Annotated in this window: 22 protein-coding genes; 9 read left to right on the top strand and 13 right to left on the bottom strand. The window is 43.8% G+C overall.

All coding sequences use genetic code 11. The features are described 5' to 3' along the window. Positions 1-113: 113 nt before the first annotated feature. The gene (locus OCU50_RS03260) at positions 114-1,022 is read left to right on the top strand and encodes a hypothetical protein (protein ID WP_060468347.1); all 909 of its coding nucleotides are present in this window, start codon (positions 114-116) and stop codon (positions 1,020-1,022) included. A gap of 144 nt (positions 1,023-1,166) precedes the next feature. On the opposite strand, the gene treC is transcribed toward OCU50_RS03260, so the two are convergent. The 5 genes from treC to gmhB form a co-directional block, all read right to left on the bottom strand. Beyond that, a complete protein-coding gene (treC, locus tag OCU50_RS03255; protein WP_060468348.1) occupies positions 1,167-2,852 on the bottom strand; it encodes an alpha,alpha-phosphotrehalase in 1,686 nt (561 codons plus the stop codon). A gap of 122 nt (positions 2,853-2,974) precedes the next feature. Then, a complete protein-coding gene (gene treB, locus OCU50_RS03250) occupies positions 2,975-4,399 on the bottom strand; it encodes a PTS trehalose transporter subunit IIBC (protein WP_048661201.1) in 1,425 nt (474 codons plus the stop codon). 205 nt (positions 4,400-4,604) lie between these two features. Continuing rightward, positions 4,605-5,549, bottom strand: coding sequence for a trehalose operon repressor TreR (treR, locus tag OCU50_RS03245; RefSeq protein ID WP_060468349.1), 945 nt, complete (start codon positions 5,547-5,549; stop codon positions 4,605-4,607). Positions 5,550-5,640: 91 nt separating this feature from the next. After that, positions 5,641-5,976 carry an MliC family protein gene (locus OCU50_RS03240; RefSeq protein ID WP_060468350.1) on the bottom strand — a complete coding sequence of 112 codons (336 nt, stop codon included), beginning with the start codon at positions 5,974-5,976 and terminating at the stop codon, positions 5,641-5,643. A 117-nt stretch (positions 5,977-6,093) separates the two neighbouring features. Beyond that, positions 6,094-6,645 carry a D-glycero-beta-D-manno-heptose 1,7-bisphosphate 7-phosphatase gene (gene gmhB / locus OCU50_RS03235; RefSeq protein WP_060468351.1) on the bottom strand — a complete coding sequence of 184 codons (552 nt, stop codon included), beginning with the start codon at positions 6,643-6,645 and terminating at the stop codon, positions 6,094-6,096. Between the two features lie 241 nt (positions 6,646-6,886). On the opposite strand from gmhB, the gene metN reads away from it, so the two are divergent. The 3 genes from metN (at position 6,887) to metQ (ending at position 9,486) form a co-directional block, all read left to right on the top strand. Then, positions 6,887-7,921 (top strand): methionine ABC transporter ATP-binding protein MetN, encoded by a 1,035-nt coding sequence (metN, locus tag OCU50_RS03230; RefSeq protein WP_017056277.1) that lies wholly within the window; start codon positions 6,887-6,889, stop codon positions 7,919-7,921. Beyond that, a complete protein-coding gene (locus tag OCU50_RS03225; protein WP_017060764.1) occupies positions 7,911-8,594 on the top strand; it encodes a methionine ABC transporter permease in 684 nt (227 codons plus the stop codon). The genes metN and OCU50_RS03225 overlap by 11 nt, the downstream gene beginning before the upstream one ends. 82 nt (positions 8,595-8,676) lie before the next feature. Further along, entirely contained in the window at positions 8,677-9,486 is an 810-nt protein-coding gene (gene metQ, locus OCU50_RS03220; protein WP_060468352.1) for a methionine ABC transporter substrate-binding lipoprotein MetQ, read from the top strand. 95 nt (positions 9,487-9,581) lie between these two features. On the opposite strand, the gene OCU50_RS03215 is transcribed toward metQ, so the two are convergent. The 3 genes from OCU50_RS03215 to syd form a co-directional block, all read right to left on the bottom strand. Beyond that, on the bottom strand, positions 9,582-10,787 hold the full coding sequence (locus OCU50_RS03215; protein ID WP_060468353.1) for a carbohydrate porin: 1,206 nt from the start codon (positions 10,785-10,787) through the stop codon (positions 9,582-9,584). 409 nt (positions 10,788-11,196) lie between these two features. Further along, positions 11,197-11,973 carry a Zn-ribbon-containing protein gene (locus OCU50_RS03210; protein WP_060468354.1) on the bottom strand — a complete coding sequence of 259 codons (777 nt, stop codon included), beginning with the start codon at positions 11,971-11,973 and terminating at the stop codon, positions 11,197-11,199. 4 nt (positions 11,974-11,977) lie between these two features. Then, complete coding sequence (gene syd, locus OCU50_RS03205; protein WP_060468355.1) at positions 11,978-12,523, bottom strand: SecY-interacting protein; 546 nt, start codon at positions 12,521-12,523, stop codon at positions 11,978-11,980. A gap of 131 nt (positions 12,524-12,654) precedes the next feature. Between syd and queF the strand changes: the two genes are divergently transcribed. The 5 genes from queF to xni all read left to right on the top strand — a co-directional run bounded on the left by queF (position 12,655) and on the right by xni (position 20,045). Further along, entirely contained in the window at positions 12,655-13,500 is an 846-nt protein-coding gene (queF, locus tag OCU50_RS03200) for an NADPH-dependent 7-cyano-7-deazaguanine reductase QueF (protein WP_060468356.1), read from the top strand. A gap of 58 nt (positions 13,501-13,558) precedes the next feature. After that, the gene (locus OCU50_RS03195; protein ID WP_060468357.1) at positions 13,559-15,817 is read left to right on the top strand and encodes a tetratricopeptide repeat protein; all 2,259 of its coding nucleotides are present in this window, start codon (positions 13,559-13,561) and stop codon (positions 15,815-15,817) included. 117 nt (positions 15,818-15,934) lie between these two features. Next, positions 15,935-17,500, top strand: a complete 1,566-nt coding sequence (locus tag OCU50_RS03190; RefSeq protein WP_060468358.1) for a GGDEF domain-containing protein — start codon at positions 15,935-15,937, stop codon at positions 17,498-17,500. Between the two features lie 287 nt (positions 17,501-17,787). Beyond that, a complete protein-coding gene (gene ppnN, locus OCU50_RS03185) occupies positions 17,788-19,155 on the top strand; it encodes a nucleotide 5'-monophosphate nucleosidase PpnN (RefSeq protein ID WP_060468359.1) in 1,368 nt (455 codons plus the stop codon). Positions 19,156-19,271: 116 nt separating this feature from the next. Beyond that, positions 19,272-20,045: a flap endonuclease Xni gene (xni, locus tag OCU50_RS03180; protein ID WP_060468360.1), complete on the top strand. Its 774-nt coding sequence runs from the start codon at positions 19,272-19,274 to the stop codon at positions 20,043-20,045. A gap of 80 nt (positions 20,046-20,125) precedes the next feature. On the opposite strand, the gene rlmM is transcribed toward xni, so the two are convergent. The 5 genes from rlmM to thiI form a co-directional block, all read right to left on the bottom strand. Continuing rightward, positions 20,126-21,217, bottom strand: a complete 1,092-nt coding sequence (rlmM, locus tag OCU50_RS03175) for a 23S rRNA (cytidine(2498)-2'-O)-methyltransferase RlmM (protein WP_060468361.1) — start codon at positions 21,215-21,217, stop codon at positions 20,126-20,128. Then, positions 21,214-21,612 carry a DUF423 domain-containing protein gene (locus OCU50_RS03170; protein ID WP_060468362.1) on the bottom strand — a complete coding sequence of 133 codons (399 nt, stop codon included), beginning with the start codon at positions 21,610-21,612 and terminating at the stop codon, positions 21,214-21,216. The genes rlmM and OCU50_RS03170 overlap by 4 nt, the downstream gene beginning before the upstream one ends. After that, positions 21,602-22,225 carry an alpha/beta fold hydrolase gene (locus OCU50_RS03165; RefSeq protein WP_060468363.1) on the bottom strand — a complete coding sequence of 208 codons (624 nt, stop codon included), beginning with the start codon at positions 22,223-22,225 and terminating at the stop codon, positions 21,602-21,604. The genes OCU50_RS03170 and OCU50_RS03165 overlap by 11 nt, the downstream gene beginning before the upstream one ends. Further along, positions 22,218-23,126: a transcriptional regulator GcvA gene (locus OCU50_RS03160; protein WP_017056263.1), complete on the bottom strand. Its 909-nt coding sequence runs from the start codon at positions 23,124-23,126 to the stop codon at positions 22,218-22,220. Before OCU50_RS03160 ends, OCU50_RS03165 begins: the two co-directional genes overlap by 8 nt. A gap of 641 nt (positions 23,127-23,767) precedes the next feature. Beyond that, positions 23,768-25,216 carry a tRNA uracil 4-sulfurtransferase ThiI gene (gene thiI, locus OCU50_RS03155; protein WP_060468364.1) on the bottom strand — a complete coding sequence of 483 codons (1,449 nt, stop codon included), beginning with the start codon at positions 25,214-25,216 and terminating at the stop codon, positions 23,768-23,770. Between the last annotated feature and the right edge of the window lie 64 nt (positions 25,217-25,280).

The raw sequence follows: 25,280 nt of genomic DNA, 5'->3' as shown, positions 1-25,280 counted from the left end.
AATATAAATTAAGATCTTATGTATCTTCATTTTTTGCCCTGTTAACTCTCTCACCAATAGCATTCCTAAAAACATCAGGTCGCTCTCGGCCAACTATATTAGGAATGCTCAACATGAAAAAATCCATGACGCTGCTTGCGACTTCTCTCTTTGCTCTTTATGGCTGTGGCGGCGGAGGTGGCTCTTCTTCTGGTTCAACAGATGGTAATAAAGGTCCAAGCAATCAGGTGGATTACCCAATTGCGAGCTCTGTATTTGCCCCTAAACCAGAAACAACATTGGGCTACTCATTTACCAAAGATGGTCAGACTGAAGGCGTGATGACAATGAACTTCACTCCTTTAAGCGGTGAACTCATCATTGCAGGGTTAGAAGAAGAGACCGGCAATGAAGCAGAAGTTCAAGTTATCAATGACCTAATCAACTACGGCATCACCGAATTTTATGTTTCTGAAGACATCATGACGAATGTTGAAGGTACAGAAGAAGACGGCAGCATTTATTTTGCAGGCCCTGACCGCGGTCTACACGAAATCACTAATGCCTATTTTATTGGTAGCCAATACATCACAACCGTTATGTACAGCAGCCCTCTTTTCCGTTTAAAAGGTGCTGACGTAAAAGAGAGTAACCCAATCATTGATATCAGTAAGGAAACCGTTTCATTACAAATGACGTTAGATGGCGAAGCTGTCGCGAATATGTTGAGTGACTTTGAGGATCACCAGTGGGTTGAAAACTTACCATCTAACGCCTCATGCCAAGTCACTTGGCAGCAAGACATTAATGAGACTGGTGTTCGTAAAAGCTTCACTGTTTCGGGTAAATCGATCGAAGCTGCGAATCTTACGGAAAAAAACACTTACTACATTGGCTGTGTAGGTATGGATTCAGCAGAGTTTGGGACATCGTCTGAACGCTGGTTCAATCCAACGATTGGCCTAATTGAACAGATTGAATTGATGTCAGTGGAGCAATCAACGATCGAAGAATCAGCAGCGGTACTGACTTCGATTAGCTAGCCCTGACTTAGATTCACTGAACCTGAGCGTAACTGCTGACTAGCTACAAACAATAAAAAAGGCTTTGGGGAGCTCTCCAAAGCCTTTGTAAAAGCCCAATCCTTTAAGGGGAATAAGAATCAGGCTTCTTAAAATGAAACAAGGTTAACCTTCAATCAAGAGAATACGAGTCTCGTAAGGGCGTAAGACTTGATGATGTAATACTGCTGAAGTGTTCGCTTCTTGATAGTTAGACAACAAACTCTTCGCCTTACTCATATCAAAACGTTCCGGTAAAACGCATTCCGCCTCTTCACCATAGTAGTTGTTAATACACAACAAAGTCTGACTATCCGTCTCACGAGAATACGCAAATACCGATGGGTGCTCAGGCAATAAATCTTTGTAGCTACCATGAGTAATCACTGGCACTTCTTTACGTAACTCAATCAAGCTCTTGTAGAAATAGAAAACCGAGTCTTTGTCTTCCAGCGCTTGCTCAGCGTTGATCTCAGTATAGTTATTTGCAACATCTAGCCACGGCTGAGCTTGTGAGAAACCTGCATTGGCTTCACTATTCCACTGCATCGGCGTGCGAGAGTTATCACGAGATTTCTGCGCCAGAATCGCCATCATATCTTGATGCGCCACACCATCACGGTTCACCATGATGTCGTACATGTTGGTGCTCTCTACATCACGATACTGGCTGATCTCGGTGTAACCCGGGTTGGTCATGCCAATCTCTTCACCTTGATAGATATAAGGCGTGCCTTGCATCATATGGACAGACGCAGCCAACATCTTGGCCGATTCAACACGATATTGCTGATCATCACCTAAGCGACTCACCACTCGCGGTTGATCGTGGTTACACCAAAATAATGCGCCCCAACCTTTGCCGTTCAAGCCCGTTTGCCAATGATTGAAGATCGACTTGAGCTGCAAGAAATCAAACGGCGCATTAGTCCACTTCTCACCATTGGTGTAATCCACCTTAAGGTGGTGGAAGTTAAACACCATCGATAGCTCACTGTTATCAACGTTCGAATATTGCTGACAATGTTCCAACGTGGTTGAAGACATCTCGCCTACTGTCACGCTACCGTATTTCTGGAATACCGCTTCGCTGATCTCTTTCAGATATTCATGCACTCGTGGGCCATCAGTGTAAAAACGACGACCATCACCGATATCATCATTAGGGAAATCTTGCTGTTTCGAAATCAGGTTGATCACATCCAAGCGGAAACCATCAACGCCCTTCTCAGCCCAGAAGCTGATAACGTCTTTCACTTCATCACGTACAACTGGGTTCTCCCAGTTGAGGTCGGCCTGCTCTTTCGCGAATAGGTGTAGGAAATACTGCCCCGTCGCTTCATCCATCTCCCATGCATTACCACCGAACTTAGACTGCCAGTTGGTGGGTGCTTGACCGTTTACAGGATCTTTCCAGATGTAGTAGTCGCGGTATGGGCTGTTTTTGTCACCCAATGCAGACTGAAACCACGCATGCTCGGTTGAGGTGTGGTTTACCACGATATCCATCACGATACGGATGCCACGTTGATGCGCTTCAGCCAGTAATAGGTCGAAGTCTTCCATGGTGCCGAATTGCGGGTTAATCGCGTAGTAATCTGAAATATCGTAGCCGTTATCAATCATTGGAGATGCGTAAACTGGGGTTAACCAAATGGCATCCACACTCAAGTGTTTAAGATAATCCAGTTTTGAAATGATCCCTTTGATATCGCCAGTACCTTTACTGCCACTATCACAAAAGCTCTTTGGGTAGATTTGATAGATGGTTGCGGTTTTCCACCAACTTTCATCATGCTCAGTCATCGCCATCTCTAACACTCACTTACCAGAAAATATAAATAAAAAATCACCATGTGAATCATGGTCGAATAGCCGTTACAACTAAGAGAAAAAGCGATGGCTCACTTTGGAGTCATCGCTTATTTAATGCATTACGCGTTGGCGGTTTCTAGCTCGCCTTTCATCTGTGCTCGTTTATAGAAGAACAGTGTTAATGTGACGGGTAGTACAATCGCCACCAGCATCGCAATTAAGTAAACAGACCAATATTGCGGTTGAATCGATAAGATGCCCGGCAAACCACCAACACCGATACCATTCGCCATCACACCGGCACTACCACAGATTGCAGCCGCTGCGGCACTGCCGATCATCGCGCTCAGCATTGGGAATTTGTATTTAAGGTTGATGCCGTACATCGCAGGCTCTGTCACACCTAAGTAGGCAGAGATTGCAGCTGGAACCGAGATATCTCGTTCACCTTCGCGTTTGCTTAAGATGATGATGCCAACCACCGCTGAAGCTTGTGCGATATTTGATAGCGCAATCAAAGGCCAGATTGGTGTGCCGCCCAAGTCTTGCATCAGTTGTAGGTCAACGGCGTTGGTTGTGTGGTGAATACCTGTAATAACCAAAGGTGCGTATAGGAAGCCAAAGACCACTGAACCAAGAATCGCAAAATCACCCGTCATTGCCGCTTTAGCCGCGAATGCCACGCCATCGCCTAACATACGGCCAAATGGGCCAATGAAAGCGTGCGCTAGAATCACAGACAAAATAATCGATACAAATGGCACGACAACAAGGTACAGATAAGAAGGTACAATACGCTTAAGGTTGGTCTCAATGAACGCCAGAGCCACGCCCGCTAACATCGCAGGGATCACCTGTGCCTGATAACCAACTTTCTCAATCACGAACAAACCAAAGTCCCACACCTCAGGTACCGATTTACCTATCATGTAAGCGTTCATCAATTGTGGGGAAACCAAGGTCACACCGAGCGTGATACCTAAAATAGGGGTTCCGCCAAGCTTCTTAACCGTCGCCCAACACACACCAACCGGTAGGAAGAAGAAAATCGCTTCACCAATCAGCCACAAGAAAGAGTGAACGGTTGCCCAAAATTGGCTGATTTCAACGAGGGTTTTTCCGTCGAACATGCGAATGTCGCCAATCACATTACGGAAACCAAGAATCAGACCACCCGTAATGATGGCAGGCAACAGTGGTACGAAAATTTCGGCTAAATGGGAGATACCACGCTCAAGAAAGTTCATGTTCTGACGAGCAGCAAGCTTCGACTCATCTTTTGATGACGCCTCTTTACCCGTTTGCTCAATCAGAAGTGCGTACACTTCATCAACCTCTGTGCCAATCACGACTTGGAATTGACCTGCGTTCGTAAAGCAGCCTTTTACCAGTTTAAGCTTTTCTAGTTCTGCTTTGTTCGCTTGTTCTGTATCGTTCAATACAAAACGCAGTCGAGTCAAACAATGGCTGACACTCGCAATATTTTCTTTGCCACCGACTAACTCGATAAGACGCGCAACGTCTTGCTTCGCTATCTTACTCATACTACCCCACCCTGGTTTCATTCAATTACTCATCTAAACCATGCAGCGATAATCACTCAGGATTTAGAATCATGGGAACATTCCCAAATACGATTATTATAATGCCCGCATGAATGATAAATTAAAATGGGAACAGTCCCATTAATTGAAAGAGATCACACTCTAATTTTAATCTAAGCGGTTCAATTTCGCTTAATTGAGTGGATTATAAAATAGGAGATTGGGTGTGGTGAGAGATCTCGGAATTACCTAAAAGCTGAGAGATCAATAGATTAGCTGCCAATTTTCCTGCAGATTGATAGCCAGGATCAATGCTAAATACACGAGGAAACAAAAAAGAGAGCAAAGTGTTGCCACCAACGCCTGTCACAACTACATCTTCGCGTTGTCGCTCTTGTAGACGTTTGATCACGCCAAGAGCCAATGTGTCACTGGCACACACAATCGCTTGAGTCGCAGGAGTCAGTATCTCATCCACCAGCTGATAAGCGCTTTCATGATGAAGTTGACCAGTACGATAGTTGGCGATCGAGCCTGTAACTTCACACCAATCTAGGTAGGCCTTAAGACGAAGCTCACCGGTTGATTTGTCGCTAGGATCAACGCCAATGAAGCCAACATCAGAGATCCCCTGATCCGATAGATGCGTTAACGCACTATTGATCACTTGTTGGTTATCATAGTTAATCGACGTTACGTTCTCGGTATCCAGAGCAATAACCACGGCTTTGTGTCCCCACGCTTCGATCGCTGGAATGTCACAGTCCGTAAAGCCAAACACAATGATGCCATCTACATTGCGACGCTTAAGAACCTGAAGATGCTCGTTGGCTTTGTCCCTATCAAGTTGGCTTTCCATGATCACCACGTCGTAATCCGCTCGATACAACTCAGTTAGCATAGTGCTAACGGCTTTGTTTTCAGAGGGAGAATCTAAACGAGAGATGATCACGCCGATGACTTTTTGACTGCCACCACGCATTGATTGCGCAGACTTTGAAGGCGTGTACCCAGATTCTTGAATTACTCTTTCCACCCTTTCACGGGTTTCAGGTTTCACTTTAGGATCATTGGTCAGGACGCGAGATACGGTTGACTTACCAACACCGGACAGCTTAGCAATATCGAGAATAGTGAGTTTTTTGCTCATAAAAAGTCTAACGTTAAAAGGAAGAGAAGAAAAAGTGAGGGTAGACACCCTCACTTAACTGTTTGTAAATCCTAGCAGTTCTTACTATGACTTACTTATTGCAATTTCGATACACAACACGACCAAGTTCGAGACGTGCATTGTCACCTTTAGTACGCAAAGTGATGCTGTTCATTACCTCTGCAGTACCATCGTCTAGGATGTATTTGGTTCCTGAACCTGCCGGTACTTGAGTCAGACGATATTCATTATCAGGCAAACGAAGTACCGCTTTTTCATTATCAAGGTAAGCGACGTCAAACGAAACATCCGACTCACATTGATAAGTCATGAATTGATTATTCGATGCTTCACTATCGGGGGCCGCTGACTTAGAGCACCCGACCAATGCTACCGTACATAGAGATGCTACCAACATAGCTTTCATACTTCGTTCCTCATCTTTATATGATCAATAACACTTAGTTTAGTCTCAAGTTAGAAAACCCTTATTGATAATTAAGTGCCTAGTCATAGGTAAATACCTTATGTGGCAAATAAACGCTTAGCCTTTTAAGAAAGCAGGTACGTCTTTAATGCTATCAAGTACTACGCTAGCTAGCGCTTCACCCTTTTCAGTAATGGGCTTACCGGTTCTCACCAATACTTTAGTGCCAACTCCTGCCGCCTCTGCTGCCATCATGTCTTCAGCTTTATCGCCGATCATGACTGAATTAGCCATATCAATTTTCAGAAAGTCACGAGCAGAAATGAACATGCCTGGCTTTGGTTTACGACATTCACAATCTTGTTTGTAATCCCCAATGCCGTGTTCAGCGTGGTGAGGACAGTAATAGATGCCATCGAGTTCGACACCATTATCAACAAAGTTCCAATCCATCCACTGCGTCAGAGAAAGAAAACGGTCTTCGCTAAACATGCCACGAGCAATGCCTGACTGGTTAGTCACTAGCACCAATAAATAGCCCATATCTTTAAACGCTTTAGCCGCTTCAAACACACCGTCGATGTATTCAAAGTCATGCTCATCATGTACGTAGCCGTGATCAACGTTAATCACACCATCACGATCTAAAAAAACAGCAGGTTTAGACAAAATTCAGTTCTCTATCAACGCTCTATTAATCATTAATTATTACACGCTTTATTTGCTTCATCACTATCTATTTATTTCTGCACTTGTTAAAAAACGGTTTCCAACTTAAATAACACCTCTTACGTTTAGCCGTCTAGACGTAAAAATATCTATTGACTTAGATCATAGAACACCATAGCATCGTCTGTAAATCGAGCGAGCTATCGACATATTATTCTGTTCTATCTGCACGGGTTTCTCTATGATTAAAGTGAATCAAGTCAATAAGGTTTTTTATCAAGGCACTAAAGAAATCAATGCCTTAATTGATATCAACCTCCACATACCTCAAGGTCAAATCTTCGGAGTCATCGGCTCTTCAGGTGCAGGTAAAAGCACCCTGATCCGTTGTGTAAACATGTTAGAAGCCCCGACTTCAGGTGAAGTGATTGTTGACGGTATCGACCTAACAAAACTCAGCAAATCTGAACTAAGCGAAGCGCGCCGTAACATAGGTATGATCTTCCAGCACTTCAACCTATTGTCTTCTCGTACCGTATTTAACAATGTAGCACTGCCTTTAGAGCTTGCTGGTAGAGATAAAGCGGCTATTGAAGCGAAAGTGAGTGAGTTACTTGATCTTGTTGGCCTTGCGGACAAACGTGATACTTATCCAGCGAATTTAAGTGGTGGTCAAAAGCAACGTGTCGCGATTGCTCGTGCATTAGCGTCAGACCCAAAAGTACTGCTTTGTGATGAAGCAACCAGTGCTCTGGATCCAGCAACCACTCAATCTATTCTTGAGCTGCTACGAAAAATCAACCGTAAGCTAAGCATCACGATTCTATTGATTACTCACGAAATGGATGTGGTTAAAAACATCTGTCACGAAGTCGCCATCATTGGTGGCGGCGAGCTTGTAGAAAAAGGGACTGTGGGTGACATATTCGCACACCCTAAAACAGAACTGGCGCATCAATTTATTCGTTCAACGCTGGATCTGACGATTCCTGAAGATTACCAAGCGCGACTGCAAGAGACTCGTGTAAACAGCAGCTATCCACTGGTACGCCTTGAGTTTACGGGCGCAACGGTTGATGCTCCGCTGATGACGCAGATTGCACGCAAATTTAATATCGATGTCAGTATATTAAGCTCTGATCTTGATTACGCCGGCGGTGTAAAGTTCGGCATGATGGTCGCTGAACTGTTCGGTAATGAAGCCGATGATAATGCTGCTATCCAATTCCTACGCGACAACAATGTAAAAGTAGAGGTGCTTGGTTATGTCCTTTAGTTTCAACGAGATTGCTGACTGGATCAGCCTGAACGGTAACCTTCTATTAGGCGCAACAGGCGAAACGCTGTACATGGTTGCTGTTGCTGGCATTGTGGGTTTTGCTGTCGGTATCCCATTAGGCGTGATTCTACACACGACTAAAAAAGGTGGTCTGTTAGAGAACACCAAAGTAAACAAGATTCTAGGCGCGATTGTGAACGTGGGTCGTTCAGTGCCTTTCTTAGTGCTGATGGTGGCGATTATCCCACTGACTAAGATGCTGATTGGTACCTTCATCGGTACAACCGCTGCAATTGTTCCACTGACGATTGGCGCTATCCCATTCGTGGCTCGACTTATCGAAAGTGCATTACTTGAAGTGCCAACAGGTCTAGTGGAAGCGGCTCAATCAATGGGCGCAACACCAACACAAATCATCAATAAGGTTCTGCTTCCTGAAGCACTACCGACGATCATCAACTCAGTCACCATCACGCTAGTAACGCTGGTGAGCTACTCAGCAATGGCAGGTACTGTGGGCGGCGGCGGCCTGGGTGATGTTGCCATTCGTTACGGATTCCACCGCTACGATGTCACCATCATGGCTGTGACGGTAGTGATGTTGATTGTGCTAGTACAAATTATTCAATCAATCGGTGATTCATTAGTTCGCCGCGTTGACCACAGATAAAGACTCAGCGTTTAAACGCAAACTATCTAAAACCAAGAGTCGTCTGAACCAAATTAAATAGATTTATTAAAAGGAGATTATTATGAAATTTAACCTTAAAGGTTTACTTACTATCGCAGCAGCAGCTTCAGCGCTAGTACTAGCAGGTTGTGGCGATAAAGAAGTCGACACTTCAAAAATCAAAGTCGGCGTAATTGCAGGGGCTGAAGCACAAGTTGCTGAAGTTGCAGCGAAAGTAGCGAAAGAGCAATACGGCTTGGATGTTGAGTTAGTGACTTTTACTGATTATGTAACACCAAACGCAGCGCTAGATGACGGTTCTATCGACATCAATGCATTTCAACACGCACCATACCTAGAACAACAAGTTGCCGATCGTGGTTACAAACTGACTATCGCTGGTAACACCTTTGTTTATCCAATTGCTGGCTACTCAAAAGAAGTGAAATCAGTAAACGACATTCAAGATGGTGCTCGTATCGCAGTACCAAACGATCCAACAAACCTAGGTCGCTCTCTCCTGCTTCTTGAGCAACAAGGTCTGCTTGAGCTTAGCGAAGATGCCGGTCTTCTCGCGACAGTGCGTGACATAGTTAGCAATCCTAAAAACCTAACGATTGTTGAACTAGACGCTGCGCAGCTACCGCGCTCTCTGGATGACGTAACTCTATCTATCATCAATACAACTTACGCAAGCTCAATCAACCTAACTCCAGAAAAAGATGGTGTATTCGTTGAAGACAAAGACTCACCATACGTAAACCTAATTGTTTCTCGTGAAGAGAACCTAAATGCGGAAAATGTACAAAACTTCGTAAAGGCTTACCAAACTGAAGAAGTGTACAAAGCTGCTTATGATATTTTCCAAGGTGGTTTAGTTAAAGGTTGGTAATTACCGACACTTAGCACCTCACTATACAAAGACCCAAAAGGGCTGACTTAGCGTCAGCCCTTTTTATTAATGACAACTCACGAGAAAGACTCGGCTTACCACCAAGCTTCCACTTGCATACCGACACTCATTTCACTGTTTTTACCTTCACCGAAAGCATTGTCATTTTCAGCATCATTTAGGTAAGTCGCAAAGATACGGAATTCAGGACGTGACCAAAAACCCACTTGCGGTACCCAAGCCTGAGCGACGGTAAACTTGCCACCCGCGCCATCTTGGTTATCAATAGTTTCAACAAAACCGCCAATTTCAAGGATGGTACGCATACGTTTGTCCCACTTATAAAGCGGGCGGATTACTGCACTGAACGACTCATCATCACTGTTATTTGCACCAACGCCCGTTGACGCCGCATAACGAACCGTGTGGCCAAACTCGATGTTCTCACCGATAGCAAGCACACCCCAGTTAATCAATCGGAAGCCATCCGCATCGTTATTGTTTGCATCACGAACGATCCCCTTACCTGTACCAAAGGTTGTCATCTGTTCGGCATAACCAGAGTTAGCCACTTGAAAAATGGTTTTGTTGAAGCCACCAGTAAGGTTTTGATTTAGGCTGGCTGTCAGCATTACGCTGTCATCCGCGTCCACTGTTTGCCCCTGCTTTTCATTGGCGAAGTTCATATCAATGCCGACCTCAAGATCCGCATTGTTCCACAATGGAATACCCGCATAGCGTATATCAGCAATCATGGCTGTGGTTTCTTTGCCATCAAACACATCGCCTGTCACTGTGTCTTGAATCAAAGCCACCGATAATTTACCTGGTCCCATATTGATGTGTTCAACACCCGCACCAATACCGCTTACATCCCAATAGTAGTTATCAACGATGTGTACATCATGGCGTTGGTAGTAGCGCTCACCGGCCCAAATACCAATGTCTTTATCTTCAAAAAGCCCTACCGCTTGAACATTGAGTTGAACTACATCCACGCTTTTATCCGCCGCGTTCTCATCTTGGCCTTGCCAGTACGACAACATGGAATCAACTAAAAATGAAACGTCGTCCTCGGCATACACCTCTTTTCTAAAACCAAACTCGCCATACAGGTCATTTTCGTTGCCGAGTCGTCCAACTTTACTCACTTCCCATTTACTATTTGAACCACCTTCATTACTCAGGCCAACGCCGCCGCGCATGTAGCCATTAAACTCCAATGGCGTGGTTTCATCAGCGTATAAATTAGGTGCAAGTAAAGCAGTAGAGAGTGCAGCAGCAATAGGTAACAGTTTCATCGTCCATTCCTTTCAGATCTAGAATTGCGTTATTTTTTTACAAATGGGAACATTCCCATGGGACCGATCCCATTTATATTGAGCAGAATATAAATTGAAAGAGAACTGATTGATTATTGTGATCAGGTTAACTATTGAGGTAGCGAAAAATTGATGAGTGTTGGATTATTCCGGTGAATATTTGAGGGATACAGAGAGAGACATACAGCACAGAATGTGTGCATTTAAGGGCGAAATAGGTTCGACAATATTGGCAAAAGCCAATACTGATTAATACTCAATATGGAGGTCAAAGAAAGAGAGCGGGAAAGAGAAACAGACGAGAAGCTAACAGGGAGAAAACTGAGAAATAGGTATCGAAGTATTGATTAACACTTCGATACCTTGAATCGCTAATTAGGCTTATGGATTACTTAAGATGATCCCAAGAGATGTTTGATACCAAACGGCAGTCATCACACTTGAAATAGAAAATATCGTGGATCGGTGCATCTAGCAGCCACTCGCCACCACATTGCGGACACTTACGCTCTTTTTCAGCCTTTAAGCTGACGCCACCCACACGGTATAAGTAGTAGTAAGTTGGGATCTTAGTCAGATATTCGATGCGCCCTCTTAAGCCCCAACCACGTTTAAATAATACGCTTTTGGTATCACTGATCTCGGTCAGCGTTGCATGTTCAGCACGGCAACCCCCGCCCATTTGGACTTCATCACAAGCTTGCCATTCAGTCTGCCATTTCAACACCGCTTTATGGTCACCATTGAAGGTTGACGGGTTACGGTACAAAGGGATCGGTAATAAGCTATCGCCACTACGCAACGGTGAGCAGGTATGAACGAACGTCGTGTAAAGCACCTGCCAGCTAGGCGCTTCGTCTTCAGCCACTTCTTCAGAGTTAAGATCTCGACCAAGCAAGCGCATTTTAGGCGCAAGCAAGCTCGCGTTAGACAAGCGCTCAAAACACACTTTTACGAAGTCTGAATGGTTACGTGGGTGTAAACTATCTTGTTCTGGGCAGACAACGCGAACATAAAATTCGCCGTCACCCATCACGATTGGGAATTCACGCCCCAATACTTGTCCGTTATAACGAAGTGCATCCATTAAGCCATTAACAGCCTTATCGACTGCACTTACCGTTGTGTTATCAAAACACTCAAATTGAAGTTCTAGTACGTACATCTATTTATACCGCTGGTTGTAACTTTGCTAAAAACGCTGCTAATGTCTCGGCTAATACATCACGATTTTTAGTGCCTAAGCGCTCTAGAATCACATTACCCGTTAGGTTACAAATAGAGATAACATCCAGTTCAGCATCGGTCGCAGCGATAAAAACCGTAGGTTTTAGCTTTAAGCGACGCTGAGTCACTAGGTGGCCTAAGATATTTTCTTGTAGGCATTCGAAATCTTCGTCACTCCAAATCTGTAATAAAGTCAGTTCATTACCGTCAAAGGTCGCATTCATATCCGCACTGTATTGCGAACCGTAGAAAGTTTTGATGTCTTCATGTAACGTCAATTCAATGCCGGTTTCAACGTTGGTGAAATCCGCGAATTGCTCACGTGGATAGTGCTTCCATAACACGGCGTCGCCGCTCTTTTCTTCTACGCATGGCGATACCACGTCCACCAACTCCTCATTGCGAGGTAAACTTTGGTGTTGCTGTTGCCACTCGTCAACGTATCGCTGACTAAAAGAAAGTAGTGCGTCTTGAGCACGTTGAGTCATGAAAATCTCCTAAACACAAAATAATAAATAGAATCCGAACCCTTTCCGTGCCGATTAAGCGATGACTTAATGACAGGGTTATGGGGATTCAGTAAAATCGACCCCATTCTAATCGAATTTGAAACGAAAGTATGAGCAAATATTCTGACGCAAAAGAGCTAACGGGTTTAACCCTAGGCCAAAAAACTGAGTACGCTAACCAATACGATGCAAGTTTATTGCAACCAGTACCTCGTAGCCTTAATCGTGATGATCTTGCGCTAAACGGTGAGTTGCCTTTTGTTGGTCATGATATTTGGACGATGTACGAGCTTTCGTGGCTAAATAGCAATGGCCTACCACAAGTGGCCGTAGGTGAAGTTTTCATCCCAGCAACGAGTCCAAATTTAATTGAATCAAAATCTTTCAAGCTGTACTTAAACAGCTACAACCAGACTCAATTCGAAAACTGGGATCAAGTGACAGAGCGTCTAACTCAAGATTTGTCAGCATGTGCAGGCGAGACGGTGACTGTGAATGTAAACTCAGTCACCGACTACACTAACCAGCCTATCGTAACGATGAAAGGTGACTGTATCGACAACCAAGACATCAAGATCACCAGCTATGATTTCGAAGCCTCATTGCTTGAAGGTTCTACTGGCGAGCAAGAGGTCAACGAAACACTGCACAGCCACCTATTGAAGTCGAACTGTTTAATCACCAATCAGCCCGATTGGGGTAGCGTTGAGATCGAGTATTCAGGTAAGCAAATTGACCGTGAAGCACTGCTACGCTATTTAGTTTCTTTCCGTGAGCACAACGAATTCCACGAACAATGTGTTGAGCGTATTTTTACTGATATTATGAAACACTGCGAACCCTCGAAGCTAACTGTGTTTGCACGTTACACACGTCGTGGCGGCCTAGATATCAACCCATATCGTTCAACTGAGCAAGATAGACCAAGCCACAATAAACGTATGGCACGCCAATAATCAGGCGTGAACCACCCACACTTACTTGAACCTAACTAATTATTAAAGGGACATTGAAATGCGTTGGTTATACGTTGTTAGTCTATTTATTTTAAGCTTAAGTACATCGGTTAATGCATCGATCTATTCGTCAGCGCTGCTCAATGAAGCCAATAACTTGGTTGAGATCGAGCCAAATCAAGCAAAAAAAATGGCTAACAGCTACCTAACGCTACGTGTCCTTTCAGATCAACGCGAAAAAAGCCCTTCTGCGATTTCTCGTGAAGAAACAGATTCTTCGATTAGAACACCAAATAGCAGTATCGATGCCTATAAGATCTTAGCAAAAGCAGAGTACAACCTTGGTAACAGTCTTACTGCTATTCAGCACATAGACAAGGCGTCTGGGCTCGCAAAAACCTATAAACTTGAGTACCTCAAACTGGATCTTCAAATCTTAAAAGTTAAGTTACTCTGGCTCAGTGATAGAGAATCAGCCAAAGCGAAAGCTGAACTTACTAGCATCGAAGCGAACCTAGAGTCGGAAAATAAAACGTTACTCTTAGCAGAAGGCATCACCTATCGTTTGATCATGCTGAAAGCCGATATAGCCTCGTACGACAACAAAATCGACGAAGCTGAGAAGTTCTACCAAGAAGCAAAAGCCTATCTAGATCAGCGCTATTCTGAAAAGGTTACCATCGACTACCACATCGCAGTCGGAGAGTTTTATCTAACTCACAAGGAATATAACCACGCACTATCAGAATTGCTGTATGGCTACTGGAAATCAGTAGAAGGAAACCTAAGCGCACGCTTAGCCAAAGTAAACCGCCTACTTGCACAGCTTTTCTTTGAACGCCAAGTACTAGATAAGGCATTAGAACACCTTTCTCAAGCCGCTGACTTCTATGACAACTTTGAAAACTCACCGGTGTTGGCACAAGTGCTTAATCAAATGGGGGATGTATACTTCTTGCAAGGTAAATATAACCTGGCTCTCGTGCATTTTTTTAATGTCCTTGATCACGAGAGTACCGAGCGAGATATCTACCAAGTCATTGATATTCGTCTAAGTTTATCGGCAACCTACTTACGTCTTTATAACTACCCTCTTGCAGAGCAGTACCTAACCCGTGCCCTTGAACTGTTAGAATACACCGACATTCCAAACCTGGAAGGTCGCGCTGCCCTACTCTCGGCTGGATTGGCTTACCACCTACAAGAGAGCGAAGATGTGATCAAACATGCAACGCGTGCACTCGAGATCTCGCGCCAAGTAGAGAACATGCACTTGTCACAACGCTCATACTACTTGCTCTCTTTAGGTTATGAGCAAGCAGGTCGCCCTCAACAAGCCTTAGCAAACCTCAAGCAATACAATAGTCTTGTCTCTTTAGAGCAGCAACAACTCAACCGTGTTGGTGAAGATGCATTCCGCCAACAGAAAGAGTTTGCAGAACAGACCCTGCACTATGCAGGCCAAGAGCAGGAGCTAGATAAATTCAAATTGGAGCATCGTAAGTTCCAGAAAATATCGTTTGCCCTCTTCTTGTTCAGTATTATTCTGTTCTTCTTTGTGCTTCGTAGAGGTTACCTGATCCAAACCTTAGCCAAGGAAGTGGACTCACTTCGTACAGACCTCTTTACGCACTCACGCTCGAAGCTTCCAAATTTAAGAATGCTCAATGCGAAACTGTCTAACGCCTTAGAACAAACCAGTCATACCTTCGAACAATGGCAACTGGGTGAATTGATTTATGAACCACTGAACGATCGTTTACGCTTCGTGATGATTGATTTACCTTTCCTACGGAACATGTACACACAGAATGGTTATAAAGCAGGCTTAGAACTAGAAAATGCTTTCGGTGAGTTCCTTAAATCGAAGCTTGAAGGTCCGGCTCGCGTCTACCACTTTTCTGATTCAAACCTGCTTTATATTGAACCAAACTCAGACCGTGATTTATCACCAGAAGCAATATTCATGAAGATTCAATCTTGGGTTAATAACTTTGAGCCAGAGCGTAACATCAATCGAATTGTCCGTATGGGCATCGCTGACTACCCGTTCTTACCACGTGCTTATACCGCAATAAATGACCAAGAACTGCTAGATGTACTATTAATGTCGACTAACCTAGCACGTGAAATCAGCTTAAAAGAGCGCAGTAGCCAATGGGTATACCTAAAAGCTATCGATAATGCTCCCGCAGCTAGCCTTGCAACTGGTAACATAAGAGAAGCGTGTAAACATGCGATAAATCAAGGGTTAATTAAAATACAATCGTCGTACCAGAATGAGGACAACATCAAAAAAATGCTAAAAGATGACTGATTTGCGAGCGGTTAATACTGGTAAGTCGTGACCTTATTTTTAGTTTTGTTATTATTGATGCAACGGAACTTCACTACATGATCATGACCGATCTACGCGGCGCTAATTAATACATCTATGGGCATTCTTGAAAAAGACATTCAGGCGCAACTCCACCAACTGAAGTTTCAGTTAGAGCAAGTTCGTTTGACGCAAAGAGACACCTCGTTCAAGTTTATGAGAGAGCAGAAAGTTCTAAAGCGTATTGTCACATCTTTGAGTAAGGCGTGTATTGGTAGTAACAGTCATTTAGATGAAAACCTCATTGCTCTTAGAGAAGAGTTAGAAAATCAAAAAGACATTAGCTCAATGATCCCAAAGTTGGCAGTCTTAGAGAGGATGCTTAAGCAGAAAACGTTGGCTATGGATAAACAGAACGGGTATCTAGACGATAGTATTAAGCACAGTGGTGAGACGTTACAACGTATAACTGGACTTCCCGCTCAGCTAAAACGCGACCTACGTAACTTACTGAGTTTCTCAGAATGCAATGGCAGCCAGAAAGTCGATCATGCCATGAAACTCCTCGGCATTTATGAACGTGCCATAAAGATTATGGCAAATAACTCACCGACTCATTTTGCCGAAGCTACACAAACGCCCGAGCAAGAATTACTTTCCGATTTATCGACAGAGTTACAACATCTGATCACTGAACTCGACTTCGAAGGTGAATCAGGCGATCTGCTTACCGATATTCGAGCGAGGTTGCTACTTGGTGTTTCAGTACAAAACCTACTTGAACTAACACTTCAGATCCTCAAACAGGTTATCGAAGGCACCAACTTAGAACGAAAAAAATCTGAGCAATTTATCGAGCAACTCAACACATCACTCGCTTCCAGTATCAAAACAGCAGACCAAAATGCAGACCAAAGCCAAAGCTACTTTGAACACCGCCAAGGTCTAAATTCTGAGTTAAACCATCTTGTAACTAAGAGCCTGAATTCTGTTGATAAAGCTACGGACATTGATAATTTAAAGCAGTCGATAAACCCGTTGCTTCGTGAAATCGCCTCCCTTTCAGAAAGGCTTAATCACGCAGAGCAGAAAGAACAAGCTCTGATAGAGAGAATGAGTTACGGAAAAACTCAGTTAGACTCTCTCTATGAGGTGACTCAGGATTACCGAAAACGTTTGGAAGATCAGGCTCAGCGAATGCTGCTTGATCCTCTGACTAAAGTCTACAATCGAACGGCCTTTACCGATCGCTTAGAGCTTGAATATCGCCGTTGGATTCGCGCACAACATGCACTACAAGTGGTACTGCTGGACATCGATAACTTCAAAGCCATTAACGATAGTTTTGGCTATATGGCTGGTGACAAAGCACTCAAAGTCATCGCAAGAACCATCACCAAAGAAACGGGGACTACCGATACCGTAGCTCGTTTTTCTGGTGAAGAGTTTATCTTATTGCTACCAGAGCAAAGCGATGAATACTGCCATCAATTGATTCAAAATATCCAAACTCAAGTTAGTCGCCTACCATTTAAATTCCGAGACCAGCAGATCACTATTACTTTGTGTGCAGCAAGTACTCAATTTAAAGAGTCAGATACACCTGAAGAAGTATTAGAGAGGCTAAATAAAACGTTAAATAAAGCAAAACAACGCGGTACAAACCAACTTGTTCGGTACTAATCCAGCTCCAAATTTAATTTATTTCATTTTTTCAAATACTTATCACATACTAATTTCCTCAATGTTTGCTAAGCTAATGATTACATTCGCTTAACAAACATCTTGGCAAGCAATGCTGTATATACGCTCTTAAGCAAGTTTATATAATCCATTAAGCAACGCTGTCGTATCCGTTTCGTCTGGTTAACTCTCTCACCTTTAACCAAACACTTTCAACGTTTGCTTCTCACTCTCGAGCTAGAGGGTCACTTCAAAGTCGCCTCAGCTCTTTTCAGCAAGGAGGCATTATGATTACTCATATTAGCCCTACTGGTAGCATGGACTTACTTTCTCAACTTGAAGTTGAGCGCCTTAAGAAAACTGCATCTAGCGATCTGTACCAACTGTATCGTAACTGTACGTTAGCGGTACTCAACTCAGGTAGCCACACCGACAACGCCAAGGAGTTACTCGACAAGTATCAATCGTTTGATGTTGAGGTACTGCGTCGAGAGCGTGGTATTAAACTCGAATTGAGCAACCCACCCGAGAATGCCTTTGTCGATGGCGCGATCATCAAGGGTATCCAAGAACACCTGTTTTCAGTGCTGCGTGACATTGTTTACGTCAATATGCATTTGGCCGACAACCAACGACTCAACCTAACCAATGCCACCCACATTACTAACCTTGTGTTTAGTATTTTGAGAAACGCGGGAGCACTAACTCAAGGAATTGAACCAAACCTCATTGTTTGTTGGGGTGGTCACTCGATTAACGCGACTGAATATCAATACACTCGCGAAGTCGGTAATGAATTAGGTTTACGAGAACTGAACATTTGTACTGGTTGTGGACCGGGCGCAATGGAAGGCCCAATGAAAGGCGCTGCAATTGGCCACGCTAAGCAACGTTATACTAACCATCGTTATTTAGGGCTTACCGAACCTTCAATCATTGCAGCGGAGCCACCCAATCCCATAGTAAACGAGCTGGTGATCATGCCAGACATTGAGAAACGTCTCGAAGCCTTCGTTCGTATGGCACATGGCATCATTATTTTCCCTGGCGGCCCTGGTACTGCCGAAGAGCTTTTGTACATCTTAGGGATCATGATGCACCCAAATAATGCCGATCAACCTATGCCTATTGTTTTGACTGGCTCGAAAGAGAGCGAAGCTTACTTCCGTTCGATTGATAAGTTCATCAGTGAAACCTTAGGGGAAGAAGCACAAAAACATTACGAAATTGTGATTGATGACCCAGCGCGCGCCGCTAAGATCATGAAACAAGCCATGTCGAGCGTACGTTCACACCGTAAAGAGACCGGCGATGCATACAGCTACAACTGGTCACTGCATATTGAACCAGAGTTCCAACTGCCATTCGCTCCTACTCATGAATCTATGGCGGCACTCGACCTTCACATGGACCAAAGAAAAGAAAGCCTTGCGGCTAATTTACGTAAAGCGTTCTCAGGAATTGTGGCTGGTAATGTCAAAGCCGAAAGTATTCGAGAGATAGAAAAATACGGTCCATTCCTGATTGATGGCGATAAAGAACTGATGACCAAAATGGATCTGCTGTTGAATGACTTTGTGGAACAACATAGGATGAAATTACCCGGCGACACGGACTACGTTCCTTGTTATAAAATTGCGCCAAATATCCGATAGCAAGCCATTCGCCACAGCCAAATGAACAAGTCATGACGTTTACGTCGCTAACGTTTCAACTCACGAAGTGATACGGTACTATAAGGGGCTAGCAACCCCTTATTTATTGGAAACTTATGTCTATCCATCTTGTTATTATCGATGCTTTAAACCTCATCCGACGCGTGCACTCAGTTCAGCCGGACCCAGCAGATATAGCAAGAACCATCACCACAACCACGCAAACTTTAAATCGAATTTTAAATGAGTCGCAGCCAACTCATATCATCGCAGTATTTGATCATCATGAGCAAGATCGAGGCTGGCGTGCTGAAATTCTGCCTACTTACAAACAAAACCGTAAGCCGATGCCAGAGCCATTGATGAAAGGCCTTGATGCGATCCAGCAAGCATGGTGGGAACTAGGCATTGACTCTCTGCTATCCGATGGAGATGAGGCGGATGATTTGGTGGCAACCCTCGCCAAGAAAGTAGCTGATCATGGAGAAAAGGTCACTATAATCTCTACGGATAAGGGCTATTGCCAACTATTATCACCAACACTACAGATCCGTGATTACTTCCAACACCGCTGGTTAGACAAACCCTTCATTGAAGCTGAATTTGGTGTCAACCCTGAACAACTCGCTGATTATTGGGGATTAGCAGGAGTAAGCTCAAGTCAAGTTCCGGGGATCCCAGGTATTGGGCCAAAAGCAGCCAAAGAGATATTGACCACCTACCCGGATATCGAAACGGCATTCCAATCTAAAGAACTACCAAAGAAATATCGTAAAAAATTCGATGAACATATCGAATCCGCACGTACCTGCAAGTTGGTTTCAGCCTTAAAGACCGATATTGACTTAGGGTTTAACCTGCAAGATATTCGCTACGAAGCAAACGCTTAATTCTCTATGATGCACCGACTCAGAAACTAAAAATGCCCCTTAAAGGAGCATTTTCTTTATCACTGGCACTAACAACAATATTAGTGTGGTGAGATATTTGAAAGTGATTGAATATGTACCGTGATCTCTTCGCGATCATGGTAAAGATGCTTAGCTTGCATCTTGAACTTCACTTTGTTCTCAATAAGGAACACTTTTAGGTTCTCGATATCCTGCAGTACTTCATCGTAACGGCCTTTCATCGGCAGTTTAAGATTGAACAGTGCTTCTTTCGCCCAACCTTTGATGATCCATTCACCCATTAAGTGAGCAACACGAGCTGGCTTCTCAACCATGTCACAAATAATCCACGTTACGTTCTTACGGTCAGGTTCAAACTTAAAACCATCCACCATGTGGTGCTTAACTTGACCCGTTTGCATTAAGCTGTCTGCCATCATGCCATTATCAACACAGTGAACGAACATCGAACGCTTAACCAATTGGTAAGTCCAACCACCTGGACACGCACCTAAATCCACCCCCCACATCCCCGGAGCTAGACGTTCGTCCCACTCATCACGAGGGATGAATACGTGGAAAGCTTCTTCTAGCTTCAATGTAGAACGGCTTGGGGCATCTGATGGGAATTTCAAACGAGGAATGCCCATGAAGAATTGTGAGTTATTGGTTGGGTATGAGTAACCAACGAAGCAATGGCCTGATGCGATAAAGCACAAGTGAAGCACTGGCTTCTTAGCGTTATCTTTCGCAGTCATCAAGCCTTTACCACGCATTGCTTGACGCATCGGCACAGTGAACTTACGGCAAAACTTCAAAAGCTCTTTAGCTTCGTTAGTATCTGGTGTTTCGATGCGGATATCACCACATCGTGGAAAACCTTCTTTCTCAGAAAGCGCCTCAAGAATTGGAGAAATACGGTCATCAGTTGGTAGATCTTTAATTTCTACAGCCACTGCCAGCATTTGGCGAGCAAAGATCAGCGTTTGGAAATCGATCTCTTTGATCAGCTTATCAGCTTCACCTGCTTGGTAACATTCAAACAATACAAAGCCTGTATTGCTCTTTAAGCGAGGAAAACCAAACACTTCCAGTTGTGTTGCCTTGTCTTGAATTTCGCCAGCACATTCTTTTTCAAAACCAGAGCGACAATAAAGTAGTACGTGTTTCACTGAGTTACCTCTTTTATATTCAAAGCAGCGAAGGAGAAGACTCCCCAACCAATGATAAATAGTAGACCACCAAACGGAGTGATAGGGCCAAACCATTTTATTCCTGTCAGTGCTAACCCATAAAGGCTACCACTAAAACAAAGGATGCCGATGATAAAGCAAATTGCCGCAATGAAAAAATATTTTTGTGATTTAGCGCCAAGTTTCATCTGTAGCAGAGCGCCACACGCCAATATCGCGAGCGTATGGATAAACTGGTACTGAACACCAGTTTCAAACACACCCAGCAGATACTCAGGTAAAATAGCTTTTAAACCGTGCGCGGCAAATGCCCCAAACATCACAGCTATCGCACCAGAAATGCCCGCGATAGTGAGTAAATACTTACTTCTCATTGAGCACCTCTTTAATAAATGAAGAGAGCTTCTCAACAGTTAAGGCAATGTTCTGCTGTTCTGTGTAACCAGAGCTTTTACGCGGCTTGAAGCTGTGGTCGCCATCAGGAATAAATTCGACTCGAATTGAACCAGATAGATTGAAGTCAGCAAACTCTTCACGCTTACCAAAGGTATCGCGCTCGCCTTGTAAAATGAGACACGGCTTTGCTAACTCAGCGAGATGTTCGCCCTTGTATTTCTCAGGCTTACCCGGCGGATGGAAAGGGAACCCCAAACACGCCATCGCAGCTACTTTATCCAATTCAGATAAATGGCTCGCCATGCGTCCTCCCATCGACTTACCGCCAATCACAAGCTTATCAGCATCACACTGCTCGATAATCTCTTGGTAGGCTTCAAGCAGCTTAGGGGCTCTGTCTGGTGGACGACGCTTGCCATCTTCAGCACGTTTAATCATATAAGGGAAATTAAAACGAATCACTCGTATCCCTTTAAAGGCTAACCCTTTTGCCACCGACTGCATGAATTCATGATCCATACCTGCGCCAGCACCATGTGCAAAGACAAAGGTGATAGGGTTAGTTTCACCATCAATAATGACGTTATTCATCCAGCAAATCCTCTTGTTCACTTTGTGCTTTAGCCAGCATCCAGTCGCGAAAGGTGGCGATACGTCCCATGTCAGCTTGTTTCTCATGACACACCACATAGAAAGCATTCTTGCTAACCAAGACTTCGTCAAATGGCGCGATCAAGCGACCAGCCTCAATTTCAGGTTGTGCTAAAACGTTATTGCCCAGTGCAATCCCTTGGCCATGGGCTGCCGCTTGTAGCACCATAGTTGAGTGACTGAAGATCGGACCGTGATTAACGTTGACACCTTCAATACTATTTTGCTTAGCGAACTGTTTCCAATCCTTTCGAGAGGTATCGTGCAGTAGCGTATGACATGCTAAGTCACTTAAAGACTCTAATGGTTTTGTGCCAAGTAACACTGAAGGAGAACAAAGAGGAATCAGATATTCTTGATAAAGCTTATCGGCTCTTAGCCCAGGCCAATTACCTCGACCATAGTAAATTGCGACATCGACATCATCGGTCAGTGAGCCTTCATCCATATCCACGGCTTTGATTCGTACATCAATATCAGGTTCTTGCTGATTAAAATCGGCAAGCCTTGGCACTAACCACTGAATAGCAAAGCTTGGCGGTAAACTGATAGTTAAGGCGCCCTTTTCACTTCGCTCAAGCACTTTATCCGTCGCTTCTGCTAATGAAGTAAAAATATCTTTGATGTCTAAGAAGTAACTTTGACCTTCTTCAGTCAGCAACAAAGAACGGTTTCTTCGACGAAAAAGCTTCAAAGATAAGAACTCTTCAAGTGCTTTGATCTGGTGGCTTACCGCAGCTTGGGTAACAAACAACTCTTCTGCAGCACGCGTAAAACTCAAGTGCCTAGCTGCGGCTTCAAACACTCTCAATGAGTTTAATGGGGGTAATCGACGAGACATAGTTACTCTCTAAATAAGCATTAGTTTTTTTTATCTGAAACATTATAATTTGTCCATTGCCTAGCGGCCAGAGAAATTCTATATTTCATCCCGCAGAAGCTAGCCTGAACGGCTTGATTCTCTCCAGAATCAATTGGTTTAGCTCCTGCGATGTTGTGTTTGCAAACTCGTTCTTTTCGAGTTGGGTAGAGTTCTACCAAATGCTTTGTTGCAGTTCTATACTGAAACGAAGCATGTACTTCCTGTATTTATTTTGACCTGTCTGTCAAATTTGTTTACGCCGCCTTTATGGCGGTGTTTTTTTATGTTCAAAGAAAAACAACAACAAGTTTATCAATAGCTGTGCTAATTAATCTTTATTATTTTTCATCGTTAATCACAGAATCAGACATCCACTCAAATAATCAACTGAACACATACAAATAGAAACATTGAGTTGCATTAAAAAGTAACAGAATAGATCAAGATGCTCACACTTTTCAGCCACTCAGAAACCAGCTAAACCCATCACTTCAGAATACAACACACCAAACTCACTCCTGTTTCTGATGACTGTAAATCATTCATCATAGAAAACCAAAAAGCCGCTTACTTTTCAGTAAGCGGCTTTGCAAATATTTAACTATTCGGTTAACACCACACTAAGGGCGGTAAACCTTAACGTTATGGAAGCCTTGCTCTTGTAGGTAAAGTGCCTGTAGACGGCTCATTACACCACGGTCACAATACAGCAAGTACTCTTTCGATTGGTCAAGGTCACCAAATTGAGTCGACAGCTTGAAGAACGGGATGTGCTTAACTTCAACACCCTCGATCTCTAATGGGCTTTCGTCTTCTTCGTCTGGGCTACGGATATCAAGAACGATAGCGTGCTCAGCTACGGCCTCAACTTGTTCAACTTCAGGCGCTTGCTCTTGGCTCTCTTTCTCAATGTCACGGATGTCCATAACACGAGCGTTCTCAATCACTTGATCCAGCACTTCAAAGTTAAACTTAGCTTCTTCTGCTTCAAGCTTGCCTTTCTTCGCTTTCACGGTTGGCTTCTTAGAAATAACACCACAGTACTCTGGCATTACTTTCGCGAAGTCTTCAGTACCAATAATACGAGAAAGATCGATGATGTCTTCTTTGTCCCAGTTAATAAGCGGGCGAAGGATCAACGTATCTGTCACGTTATCGATGTGACGAAGATTGGTTAGCGTTTGGCTAGAAACCTGACCCAATGCTTCACCTGTGACTAGCGCTTCAATACCAAAACGCTCTGCAACCATACCACCAGCACGCATGAACATACGCTTAAGAACAACGCCCATTTGGCCATCTTCTACGTTCTCAAGGATCTCAGCAACAACAGGTTCGAAATCCACAGAGATGAACTTCACTTTTGCCGATGAACCGTATTTGTTCCATAGGTAGTGAGCCACTTGTTTAACGCCAATCTCGTGCGCAGGGCCACCAAGATTAAAGAAACAGTAGTGGACCTTAGAACCACGTTTGATGTGCAGGTAGCTTGAGACACCAGAGTCGAAGCCGCCAGAGATCAAGCTGAGTAGATCTTCTTGAGTACCAAGAGGGAAGCCACCAAGGCCTTTATGACGAGCGAGTACTTGGTTAAGTTTGTCGTTAGACACTTCAACCTTAACGGTCACATCAGGGTTCTTAAGTCGAACTTTCGCTGACTCAACCGCTTGGTTTAAGCCACCGCCTACGTAGCGCTCTAGCTCGATAGACGTAAAGTCATGCTTACCACGACGCTTAGCACGGACAGAGAAAGTCTTGCCTTCAATGTCAGCACGGCTACGTTCTAGTACTTGCTCATAGATATCGTGTAAGTCTTTAAATTCTGACTGTTGTACTTCTAGAGAATGATGAATACCCGGCGTGTGAGTCAATGCCTCTAACACTTCTGAGTAGTACTTATCACTTTCTGATGTTACTTCGATGTGGTCGCGACGGTTAAATACCGCAACACCTTCACAGCGACGCTGAATAACGTTACGAATGTTGCACTCTAGAATCCTTGTGAAGCGCTTACGCACCGATTCACTTTTTACAAAAATTTCCGGATGGGGCTTAACAATAAATTTCATAGTACTTTCACAACATTAATGTTCAAAATTTTCAAAAAGCTCTTCGCCAAGTAAATTAGACAAT

Origin of the sequence: Vibrio toranzoniae, assembly GCF_024347655.1 — a bacterium.
Classification (GTDB): domain Bacteria; phylum Pseudomonadota; class Gammaproteobacteria; order Enterobacterales; family Vibrionaceae; genus Vibrio; species Vibrio toranzoniae.
The sequence above is the reverse complement of the archived record's forward strand: the minus strand, read 5'-3'. Positions and strand labels throughout refer to the sequence as shown.

Excerpts from the sequence above, each read along its gene's own strand:
- OCU50_RS03260 (WP_060468347.1), top strand. The coding sequence starts at position 114 with ATGAAAAAATCCATGACGCTGCTTGCGACTTCTCTCTTTGCTCTTTAT.
- treC (WP_060468348.1), bottom strand. The coding sequence starts at position 2,852 with ATGGCGATGACTGAGCATGATGAAAGTTGGTGGAAAACCGCAACCATC.
- treB (WP_048661201.1), bottom strand. The coding sequence starts at position 4,399 with ATGAGTAAGATAGCGAAGCAAGACGTTGCGCGTCTTATCGAGTTAGTC.
- treR (WP_060468349.1), bottom strand. The coding sequence starts at position 5,549 with ATGAGCAAAAAACTCACTATTCTCGATATTGCTAAGCTGTCCGGTGTT.
- OCU50_RS03240 (WP_060468350.1), bottom strand. The coding sequence starts at position 5,976 with ATGAAAGCTATGTTGGTAGCATCTCTATGTACGGTAGCATTGGTCGGG.
- metN (WP_017056277.1), top strand. The coding sequence starts at position 6,887 with ATGATTAAAGTGAATCAAGTCAATAAGGTTTTTTATCAAGGCACTAAA.
- OCU50_RS03225 (WP_017060764.1), top strand. The coding sequence starts at position 7,911 with ATGTCCTTTAGTTTCAACGAGATTGCTGACTGGATCAGCCTGAACGGT.
- metQ (WP_060468352.1), top strand. The coding sequence starts at position 8,677 with ATGAAATTTAACCTTAAAGGTTTACTTACTATCGCAGCAGCAGCTTCA.
- OCU50_RS03215 (WP_060468353.1), bottom strand. The coding sequence starts at position 10,787 with ATGAAACTGTTACCTATTGCTGCTGCACTCTCTACTGCTTTACTTGCA.
- OCU50_RS03210 (WP_060468354.1), bottom strand. The coding sequence starts at position 11,973 with ATGTACGTACTAGAACTTCAATTTGAGTGTTTTGATAACACAACGGTA.
- syd (WP_060468355.1), bottom strand. The coding sequence starts at position 12,523 with ATGACTCAACGTGCTCAAGACGCACTACTTTCTTTTAGTCAGCGATAC.
- queF (WP_060468356.1), top strand. The coding sequence starts at position 12,655 with ATGAGCAAATATTCTGACGCAAAAGAGCTAACGGGTTTAACCCTAGGC.
- OCU50_RS03195 (WP_060468357.1), top strand. The coding sequence starts at position 13,559 with ATGCGTTGGTTATACGTTGTTAGTCTATTTATTTTAAGCTTAAGTACA.
- OCU50_RS03190 (WP_060468358.1), top strand. The coding sequence starts at position 15,935 with ATGGGCATTCTTGAAAAAGACATTCAGGCGCAACTCCACCAACTGAAG.
- ppnN (WP_060468359.1), top strand. The coding sequence starts at position 17,788 with ATGATTACTCATATTAGCCCTACTGGTAGCATGGACTTACTTTCTCAA.
- xni (WP_060468360.1), top strand. The coding sequence starts at position 19,272 with ATGTCTATCCATCTTGTTATTATCGATGCTTTAAACCTCATCCGACGC.
- OCU50_RS03170 (WP_060468362.1), bottom strand. The coding sequence starts at position 21,612 with ATGAGAAGTAAGTATTTACTCACTATCGCGGGCATTTCTGGTGCGATA.
- OCU50_RS03165 (WP_060468363.1), bottom strand. The coding sequence starts at position 22,225 with ATGAATAACGTCATTATTGATGGTGAAACTAACCCTATCACCTTTGTC.
- OCU50_RS03160 (WP_017056263.1), bottom strand. The coding sequence starts at position 23,126 with ATGTCTCGTCGATTACCCCCATTAAACTCATTGAGAGTGTTTGAAGCC.
- thiI (WP_060468364.1), bottom strand. The coding sequence starts at position 25,216 with ATGAAATTTATTGTTAAGCCCCATCCGGAAATTTTTGTAAAAAGTGAA.